The following is a 10052-nucleotide window of genomic DNA, read 5'->3' on the forward strand; positions in this document are numbered from 1 at the left end:
AGACACGACTCTTAAATATGTGCATTACTATACCGTATTTTGGACACTTTGTAAATATGTAATTTTTATATAAATCGCATTTTTTTACCTTTTTTCCTGCACATTCTGCCAAAATCAGTGACAGTTTAACAGCCGCAGTCGATCTTCTTATTCAGTTCTGCCTCAACATCCAGCGGATAATTTCCGTCAAAACATGCCTTGCAGAGAGGAAGTCCTCCTGCCATTCCCTCCAGGAACTCACTCTGCATGTATCCAAGGGAATCTGCACCGATCATTTTGCGGATCTCTTCGGTGCTGTGATTGGAAGCGATCAGCTGGTCATTGGACGGTACATCTGTTCCGAAATAACATGGATGAAGGAACGGCGGGGAGCTGATACGTACATGCACTTCCAGTGCTCCGGCTTTCTTGAGCATGCGGATCAGGTTTGCGATCGTGGTTCCTCTTACGATGGAGTCGTCGACCAGAACGATCCTCTTACCCTTAACTGCGGATTCCAGGACGCTCAGTTTGAGGTGAACGCTGGATTCACGCTCCTCCTGGGTCGGTTTGATGAAAGTTCGTCCGATATAGCTGTTCTTATAGAAAGCAAATCCAAATGGAATTCCGGATTCTTCGGAATATCCCTTGGCTGCCGGGATGCCGGACTCCGGTACACCAGCCACAAGATCTGCTTCTACAGGATAAGATTTTGCAAGAGATTTACCGCCGCGGATACGTGCATCGTAGATCTTGACGCCATCCATCTCGCTGTCCAGTCTTGCAAAGTAAATATATTCAAATACACAGTGTGCATGTTTACCGCCGGCGAGTTCTTTGTTGGATTCGATGCCTTTCTTTGAGATGGTGACCATCTCTCCTGGTTCAATATCTCTTACGAACTCTGCGCCGACAGAGGTCAGTGCACAGCTTTCGGATGCGAGGACATAGGTATTATCCCTCTTGCCAAGGCAGAGCGGTTTCAGCCCAAGCGGATCACGGATACCGATCAGTTTACGCGGGCTCATGACCACAAGTGCATAAGCACCTTTGAGTTTGTGCGCGGTCTTGAGAACGGCATCCTCTACTGTCCTAGTGTGTACACGCTCTCTCGCTATATGGAACGCAATGACTTCTGAGTCCGTAGTCGTATGGAAGATCGCTCCATTCTGGATCAGTTCCCATTTCAGTTCCGGTGTGTTGATCAGGTTTCCATTGTGTGCAAGTGCAAGTGTTCCCTTAATATAGGACAGGACAAGCGGCTGTGCATTCTCTGCTACCGATGCTCCTGTCGTTGAATAACGTACATGACCGATGCCAAGATCTCCTTCCATATTGCGGATAGTATTCTCACGAAGGACTTCACTTACAAGTCCGAGATCCTTATGAAACTGGATGTTTCCTCTTTCGCCCTCTGTGCGGGAAACTGCAAGTCCGCAAGACTCCTGTCCACGGTGCTGCAAAGATGTAAGACCATAATAAATAGAGGAAACCACATTCCCTCCATCCAGATCGTACATACCAAATACGCCGCAGGCTTCCTTTAATTCTGCCATCAGAATTTCCTCCCATTCTTTTCAAATGCTTTCTGCTTTCTGAAGTGCTTTTCACAGTGAAATTATAATAGAAGAAAGTGATTTGTCAACCCTTGTCCCCTCAAAAAAGCATACAAATAAATTCATCCGTCCAAACAAAAAATTTGAAAAAATTTTCGAAAAAGTTGTTGACATCCCGATTTTTTTGTGTATACTACAACACATAAGCAACGGCGCTTTGGAAAACAAAATCCAAGGCGCCTTTTTTGTTTATCTGAGAGTTTTTATTTTAATTACGAAAATTAAGATTAATGGAGCATTGAAAGGAGATTTTATTATGGCACAGAGCATTCCTGAAATCTACGGCAGTCTTGTTTTTAACGACAAGATCATGCGTGAGAAATTACCGAAAGACATGTACAAGGCACTGAAAAAAACGATTGAGAACGGTACACACCTGGAACTTGATGTTGCCAACTCCGTTGCAGTTGCCATGAAAGAATGGGCTCTCGAACATGGAGCTACCCATTACACTCACTGGTTCCAGCCAATGACAAACTTCACCGCAGAAAAACATGACAGCTTCATCTCCCCGACAGGCGACGGACAGGTGATCATGGAATTCTCCGGTAAAGAACTTGTAAAAGGCGAGCCGGATGCATCCAGTTTCCCGTCAGGCGGTCTTCGTGCTACATTTGAAGCAAGAGGATATACAGCATGGGATCCTACATCACCGGCATTCATCAAAGACCGTACCCTTTATATCCCGACTGCATTCTGCTCCTACAGCGGAGAGGCACTGGATAAGAAAACACCTCTTCTTCGTTCCATGGATACCCTGAACAAAGAGGCTGTCAAGATCCTCCGCCTTCTCGGAAATACAGAAGTAAAACATATCGATACCACCGTTGGTCCGGAACAGGAATACTTCCTGGTAGACAAAGACCTCTATAATAGGAGAAAAGACCTGATCTTCTGCGGGCGTACCCTGATCGGTGCTCCGGCTCCAAAAGGACAGGAAATGGAAGACCACTACTTCGGAACCCTGAAACCTCGTGTATCTGCTTACATGCATGACCTGGACGAAGAGCTCTGGAAACTTGGAATTCCGGCTAAAACAAAACATAACGAAGTTGCTCCTGCACAGCACGAGCTGGCTCCTGTATTCGATACCACAAACGTAGCAGTTGACCACAACCAGCTTACAATGGAGATCATGAAAAAAGTAGCTGCCAAACACAACATGGTATGCCTGCTTCATGAGAAACCATTCGAAGGAATCAACGGAAGTGGTAAGCACAACAACTGGTCCATGAGCACAGACACAGGTGTCAACCTTCTTGATCCTGGCAAAACACCTGCAGAAAATACACAGTTCCTGGTATTCCTTGTAGCAGTCATCAAAGCAGTGGATGATTACGCAGATCTTCTCCGTATCTCCGTTGCAAGCGCAGGAAACGATCACCGTCTTGGTGCAAACGAAGCTCCGCCGGCAGTTGTATCTATCTTCCTTGGCGATGAGCTGACAGAAGTACTCAAAGCGATCGAAAACGACGAATTCTTCGTTGGACACGGTGCTGTTCAGATGGATATCGGAGCAAAAGTACTTCCGCACTTCGTAAAAGACAACACAGACAGAAACCGTACTTCACCGTTCGCATTCACAGGAAACAAATTCGAGTTCCGTATGCTTGGATCTTCTTCTTCCGTAGCAAACCCGAACATCATCCTCAACACTGCTGTTGCTGAAGTATTAAGCCAGTTCTATGAGGAACTCAAAGATGTTCCGGCTGACGGAATGGAATCCGCTGTTCATGAATTACTCAAAAAGACCATCAAAGAACACAAACGTATCATCTTCAACGGAAACGGTTATACAGATGAATGGATCGAAGAAGCAGAAAAACGCGGTCTCTACAACCTGGTATCTACTCCGGATGCACTGCCGCACTTCACCGATGAAAAGAATGAAAAACTTCTTACCAGCCATCACATCTTTACACATGCAGAGCTTCATTCCCGTTATGAGATCAAGCTTGAGAACTATGTAAAGACACTTCATATCGAAGCCGGCACTATGGTTGAGATCATCCAGAAAGATCTTCTTCCGGCAGTTACTACATATATGGAAAAACTGGCTCAGACTGCAGCACTTAAGAAATCAGTCGTTCCGGATATCTCCGTATCCGCAGAAGCTGCACTTCTTACCAGACTGACAGAACTTTCTGAGACCATGGTCAAAGATCTGGAAAGACTCAAAGAGGATACTGCAATGGCAGAATACGAAGTCGACAAAAATCTTCTCAAGAGTGCAAAACTCTATCAGAGTGTTGTACTTACCGATATGGAAAAAGTTCGTGTTTCCGCTGATGCAGCAGAAGCTCTGATCCCGGATTCTATCCTTCCATATCCGACATACGGCAAACTGTTATTCTCCATCTCTGACTGATCCAGAGGATAACAGACAATTTCATACCGGTAAAACCAGGGGATATCTCATGAAACATGAACTACTTCATAATTCATTATCGATTTCCTCATCCATTAATCACACGATACGGTATCCCCTGTTTTACATATACTTGATTCGTAAAGGCGCGAAAATGATGAAATTTCATTCTCGCGCCTTTTCTGAATATTGAAACCACACTAATCTTGTCAACTTTTTAGGGAAAGAGAGGTAACTTTATGTATTCATCAGTAAACACTATATGGGTGCTTTTTGGCGCCGCGCTTGTCTTCTTTATGCAGGCCGGATTTGCAATGGTAGAAACCGGCTTCACCAGAGCAAAAAACGCTGGTAACATCATCATGAAAAACCTTATGGACTTCTGTATCGGTACTCCTACTTTCTGGATCGTCGGATTCGGGATCATGTTCGGAGCGGGAAACGGATTCTTCGGAAAGATCGGCGGCATTGCCACAGAGGCAAATTATGGTTCCGCAATGCTTCCTGACGGCGTTCCGTTCTGGGCATTCCTGATCTTCCAGACAGTATTCTGTGCAACCTCCGCTACGATCGTATCCGGAGCCATGGCAGAACGTACTAAATTTTCTTCCTATTGTATCTACAGTTTCCTGATCAGCCTGATCGTTTACCCGGTATCCGGACACTGGATCTGGGGCGGCGGGTTTATCAGCCAGATGGGCTTCCATGATTTTGCAGGTTCCTGTGCAGTACATATGGTCGGTGGTGTTGCAGCATTTATCGGTGCCATCATCCTTGGACCTCGTATCGGCAAATACGGAAAAGACGGCAAGTCCAAAGCGATTCCTGGACATAACCTTACCATCGGTGCTTTAGGTGTATTCATCCTCTGGTTCTGCTGGTTCGGATTCAACGGTGCATCTACCGTCAGCATGGAAGGCGATGCTATCGTAAGTGCAGGTAAGATCTTCGTAACTACAAACCTTGCAGCAGCTGTTGCAACTGTCACTGTTCTTCTTATCACATGGGTAAGATACAAAAAACCTGATGTTTCCATGTCCCTCAACGGATCTCTTGCAGGTCTGGTAGCGATCACAGCAGGTTGTGATACCGTTTCTCCTACATCTGCAGCTATCATCGGTATCGCTTCTGGTTTTGTTGTAGTATTTGGTATTGAATTTATTGACAAAGTACTCAAAGTCGATGACCCGGTTGGTGCTGTCGGCGTTCACGGATTAAACGGTGCCTTTGGTACTCTTGCTGTTGGTCTTTTCTCCGATGGTACAGGTACGGAATGGAAAGGTCTCCTCGTAGGCGGCGGTTTCCACGGATTTGGTGTACAGTTTATCGGTATGATCATCACCATCGCATGGGTTGCTGTTACTATGACGATCATTTTCCAGGCGATCAAACATACGGTTGGTCTTCGTGTAACTGCTGAAGAAGAGATCGAAGGTCTGGACTCCAAAGAACATGGTCTTACAAGTGCATACGACGGATTCGTTGTACACGACACTATGACTGTTCCAACACCTATGGGTGTTACAAAAGCAGCTCCTTCCGCAAACACTTCCGCAAATGTTGCACCTGCTGAAGTTGCAGCCACCATTCCGGAACTTCCGAAGGAAGGCGTACATAAACTGACAAAAGTTGTTATCATCACACGACAGAGCAAACTTGAAGAATTCATGCATGCAATGAATGAGATCGGTGTTACCGGTATCACCATCACAAACGTTATGGGATGCGGTGTACAGAAAGGTTCCCGTTCCTACTACCGTGGTGTTGAGATGGATATGAACCTGCTGCCGAAGATCAAGATCGAGATCGTAGTCAGCCTCGTTCCGGTAAGAACCGTCATCGAAACAGCCAAGAAAACACTTCACACCGGTCAGTACGGCGATGGAAAAGTCTTCGTATATGATATCGAAAACGTTGTCAAGATCCGTACCGGTGAGGAAGGATTTGAAGCACTTCAGGATACTCAGCCGCTGGAATAAGATTCCCCCGGCAGTATTAATAGATTTTCCTCTAAGCAAAAGCAGCTCTTCTTTCTGTGTAGAAGGGCTGCTTTTCTGTCGTCTTTTATTCTTCTCTTGTAAGTTTTGGCAAATTCCACCGGTAATGCGCTGCCAGATAACGGATCAGTATTACCACCGCTGAGGCTCCCACCATCGCTGCGACTGCCCCAAAATTCCGGTACAGTACCACACAGACGATTGCTCCGACGATAGACGCGCATGCATAAATATGGCGCACCAGGATATACGGCGGCACACCTGCCATGACATCACGGAGAAGTCCTCCGCCGACACCTGTGACGGTGCCAAGGAACACCAGCAGGAAAGTATAATCCATATATCCATGGGCGATCCCTGTATTCACACCTACCACAGTAAAGATTCCAAGCCCGATTGAGTCCATGACAAGCATTACTTTGTCATAAGTCTCCCTGTTATGTCCCTGAAGGAGTTCCTTCTTAAGATACAGGATCATAAAAACAACACAGGATGTGACCGTTGCGACGACCGTATAAACCGGATGCTGGAACATTGCCGGCGGCACGATCCCGAGGATCACATCACGCACTGCCCCTCCTCCTACAGCTGTCGTGACTCCCAGCACGATCACACCAAAAATATCCATTGCCCGATCTACCGCAACCATGGCACCGGATGCCGCAAAAGCGATCGTCCCGACCATTTCCATAATAAATGTAATGAGCTGCTGATAATCCATAACTTCCCTCTCCAATTCCCCTTTATTTGTTTACTTTCTCACAAGAACTTCTCCGCTTCCTGTGTTTGTCCATCTGTCATCCCTGACTGCGATCTTCCCTCCTGTCAGAACGTAGTCAAATCCCTCGCAGAACTGATCCGGATCATCAAAATCTGCTTTCACCTTGAGATTCTCCAGATGGAAAATATTGATATCTGCTGCCTTCCCTGCCTCCAGAACGCCACGGTCCAGATGCAGAGGTTTCGCTGCTCTTCCTGTCATCTTGTAGACAGCCTCCTCGATCGTAAAGATCTGTCTGTCACGCACATAGTCCGTAAGCACCTTCGGAAATGCGGCATAAACCCTCGGATGATATTTGCCACCTGCCGGATAGATCGCATCTGAGATCAGATTTGCATATTCATCCTTCAGAAAATGCAGCATGTCTTCTTCCGATGCGATCGTGTCAAGCATTGTGACCTGACAGTTTTCTTCGATCAGAATGTCATACAGTGTATCATACGGATCATTTCCTGTAAAGTCTGCGATCTCCTGGATCGTTTTTCCTGCATAGGCTTTGTATTTCTCTGTATGGAGCGTGCTTGCATAGATCTGGTCAAAACCTGCCAGTTCCACGATATTTTCGAATTCATCAGATGGTGTTTTGAGGACTTCTGTCAGATGTTTACGGTATGTTCTGTCCTTCAGTCTCCGGATGATTTCATCCGTACCGCCTTTCTGGCATTCCGGTGGAAGCACATGCACGAGCTGTGTGGAACCTGTCAGATACGGATACAGGTCAAAATCAAGCTGCACACCCTCTGCCCTCGCCTGTGCAAAAAGCCGGAGGGCTTCTTCACATTTCGTTCCCCAGTTTTTCTTTCCGATGCATTTCACATGACTGATGTGCAGCGGGATATGAAGTGCCTTTGCTGCATGGAGGACTTCTTTCTGTGATTCGATCAGACTGTCGCCTTCGCTGCGCACATGCGTCGTGATCGGGATCCCGGTATCTTTGAGAGGACTTAAGACTTCGATCAGGCTTTTTTCGTCGTATTCAAATTCCGGCGCATAGGCAATACCAAGACTGATACCGAGTGCTCCTGCGTCCAGGCTCTCCTCGATCTGCTTCCAGGCTGTTCTTAATTCTTCTTTCGTCAAACTTCCTGTCCTGTAGCCGGCTGCACAGGCACGGATCGTTCCGTTTCCCGCGAGCATTCCTGTATTCACGCTCCGCTTCGTCGCTTTCAGGGCATCCATATAGGCGTGGAAGGACTCTGCTGCCGGGCAGCTTTTGTCTTCCTTTATATATTTCTCCGGCGGATTTCCGGTAACGCTACTGATAAAACCAAGAATCTCCTTCTGATGTTCTGTTCCGACCGGTGCGACCGAAAGGCCGCAGTTTCCATTCACAACTGTCGTAAGTCCCTGACGGTTCAGAAGTTCATCGTCACCGTTTTCCAGTGCCTGCCAGTCTCCATGTCTGTGGATGTCAATAAATCCCGGCGTCACATAGCCGCCCTTCGCATCCAGGATCCGCTCCGTCGGAAAATCAGAAGGAAACTCCGTCGTCTTTGTGATTTCTTTGATCCGGCTTCCTTCTATTATGATATTGCCCTCAAAAGGAGCCTCGTTTTTTCCATTTACGATCTTTCCATTACAGATGATATAGTCTGCCATTTTGCTCACCTCTGCCGTCATTATAACCGTAATCATGTATTCTTGCAATTGGATATTGCAAAAACTTTTTATTTGCCAAAAATATTTTTATATCGTTATAAAAAAGCAGAAAAAAGCGATACACACCCGCTTCCTTTAAGAAACAGGCTGTATCGCTCTGTCTGTGATCGTGTATTTTATTGTGAGGATCACATTCCCAGGGAATCTGCCCATGCTTTGAGAGCATTCTTGTCTGTACTTCCGAAACGTTTGCCTTCTTTCCAGTTGGCAGATGCTGCGGCTCTTTTTGTTCATCCAGTCAAGGTCTGCATTGGTGTACGGTACTACAGGCTGGATTTCAAAAAGATCTGCTCCTGTAACTTCTGCCAGGGCTTTTGCCATCTTTGCTGTTACTCCGCTTGCTGAAAAATATGCTACTAATTTCTTTGCCATGATAAAGTTTCCTCCATTCTGTTTGACATTAAAATTTTAATTTGTTACTATGAGTATAACACTTAAACCTGACTTTAGGTCAATACCTTTAGGTAAAATATAGAGTAAATTCCGGTTTTATTTTACGGTTTTACAGATTATGGAGGAATGTAATGGACGTTATCAGTATCAAAGACTTTCCAGGGATCCGCATTGGAAATGCACAGAATATCGAGGGAGGAACAGGCTGTACCGTTATCCTGAGTGAAAGCGGCATGTGCGCAGGGCTTGATGTCCGCGGGGGCGGTCCTGCTTCGAGGGAAAGCGAACTTCTCAAGCCGCTTGCCAATGCACAGACGATCCATGCCGTACTTCTCGGAGGAGGCAGTGCATTCGGGCTGGATGCCGGCGGCGGTGTCATGCAGTTTCTGGAAGAAAAGGACATCGGTTTTGATGTAGGTGTGACTAAGGTACCGCTTGTCTGCCAGTCGGATCTTTTTGACCTGACCGTAGCTGATCCACACTGCCGCCCGGATAAGGCGATGGGATATGAAGCCTGTAAGAATGCTTATCTTGACAATTACCAGGATGGAAACTTCGGTGCAGGTACAGGAGCAACCATCGGCAAATTTAAGGGGATGGATTTCTGCATGAAATCCGGCATTGGAAGTTATGCTGTGCAGATCGGTGAGCTTAAAGTCGGCGCGATCGTTGCGGTAAATGCACTTGGTGATATTTACGATCACCACTCTGGCAGGATCATCGCCGGTCTACTCAATGAAGACCGTAATTCTTTTGCTGATTCTGCGAAACTGCTCTATCAGTCTTATGAAGTACGCGAAAACAAATTTACAGGAAATACTACGATCGGTGCCATCATTACCAATGCAAAATTCGACAAAAGCCAGCTCTGCAAGATCGCCGGTATGACACACAATGGCTATGCACGCTCCATCCGTCCGGTGCACACTTCTGCTGACGGCGACAGTATCTACGCCCTTTCCGTCGGAACTGTTGCTGCAGACTGCGATATGGTCGGCACGCTTGCAGCCGATGTCATGTCAGAAGCGATCCTCTGTGCTGTTTGTAGTGCGAAGTCCGCTTATGGTTATCCTGCGCTTCGCGATCTTAACTTTTAATCGAAATCGAAATATCTGAATTCAGGAGGTTTTTATTATGTATTCTATCGGAGAAGTATCTGAAATGTTTGACCTGCCGGTCTCCACGCTCCGCTACTATGACCTTAACTTGACCCATATTTATACAAGATAATTTCGATAAGCAAGCAATGAATATAGTAC

7 protein-coding genes and 1 pseudogene are annotated in these 10052 nt (G+C 46.3%); 4 read left to right on the forward strand and 4 right to left on the reverse strand.

What is annotated here, in order from left to right; translation table 11 throughout:
* Positions 1-125 precede the first annotated feature (125 nt).
* Positions 126-1535, reverse strand: a complete 1410-nt coding sequence (gene purF / locus DXC01_RS03545) for an amidophosphoribosyltransferase (RefSeq protein WP_022214748.1) — start codon at positions 1533-1535, stop codon at positions 126-128.
* Positions 1536-1851: 316 nt separating this feature from the next.
* Here purF and DXC01_RS03550 point away from each other — a divergent pair, with 316 nt between their 5' ends.
* Positions 1852-3963, forward strand: a complete 2112-nt coding sequence (locus tag DXC01_RS03550) for a glutamine synthetase III family protein (protein ID WP_118698272.1) — start codon at positions 1852-1854, stop codon at positions 3961-3963.
* 239 nt (positions 3964-4202) lie between these two features.
* The gene (locus DXC01_RS03555) at positions 4203-5942 is read left to right on the forward strand and encodes an ammonium transporter (RefSeq protein ID WP_118698273.1); all 1740 of its coding nucleotides are present in this window, start codon (positions 4203-4205) and stop codon (positions 5940-5942) included.
* 85 nt (positions 5943-6027) lie between these two features.
* Here DXC01_RS03555 and DXC01_RS03560 read toward each other — a convergent pair whose 3' ends face one another.
* The 3 genes and pseudogenes from DXC01_RS03560 to DXC01_RS21185 form a co-directional block, all read right to left on the reverse strand.
* A complete protein-coding gene (locus DXC01_RS03560) occupies positions 6028-6681 on the reverse strand; it encodes a trimeric intracellular cation channel family protein (protein WP_022214745.1) in 654 nt (217 codons plus the stop codon).
* 30 nt (positions 6682-6711) lie between these two features.
* The gene (locus DXC01_RS03565) at positions 6712-8340 is read right to left on the reverse strand and encodes an N-acyl-D-amino-acid deacylase family protein (RefSeq protein ID WP_158583613.1); all 1629 of its coding nucleotides are present in this window, start codon (positions 8338-8340) and stop codon (positions 6712-6714) included.
* A gap of 231 nt (positions 8341-8571) precedes the next feature.
* Positions 8572-8772, reverse strand: a pseudogene (locus DXC01_RS21185) (flavodoxin); the annotation flags it as partial.
* Positions 8773-8924: 152 nt separating this feature from the next.
* On the opposite strand from DXC01_RS21185, the gene DXC01_RS03575 reads away from it, so the two are divergent.
* Together DXC01_RS03575 and DXC01_RS03580 are read left to right on the forward strand one after the other, a co-directional pair.
* A complete protein-coding gene (locus DXC01_RS03575; RefSeq protein ID WP_118698276.1) occupies positions 8925-9890 on the forward strand; it encodes a P1 family peptidase in 966 nt (321 codons plus the stop codon).
* A 37-nt stretch (positions 9891-9927) separates the two neighbouring features.
* Entirely contained in the window at positions 9928-10023 is a 96-nt protein-coding gene (locus DXC01_RS03580) for a MerR family DNA-binding transcriptional regulator (RefSeq protein ID WP_243111544.1), read from the forward strand.
* The last annotated feature ends 29 nt before the right edge of the window (positions 10024-10052 follow it).

This window comes from Blautia sp. OM07-19, from assembly GCF_003481595.1.
Taxonomy (GTDB): domain Bacteria; phylum Bacillota; class Clostridia; order Lachnospirales; family Lachnospiraceae; genus Blautia_A; species Blautia_A intestinihominis.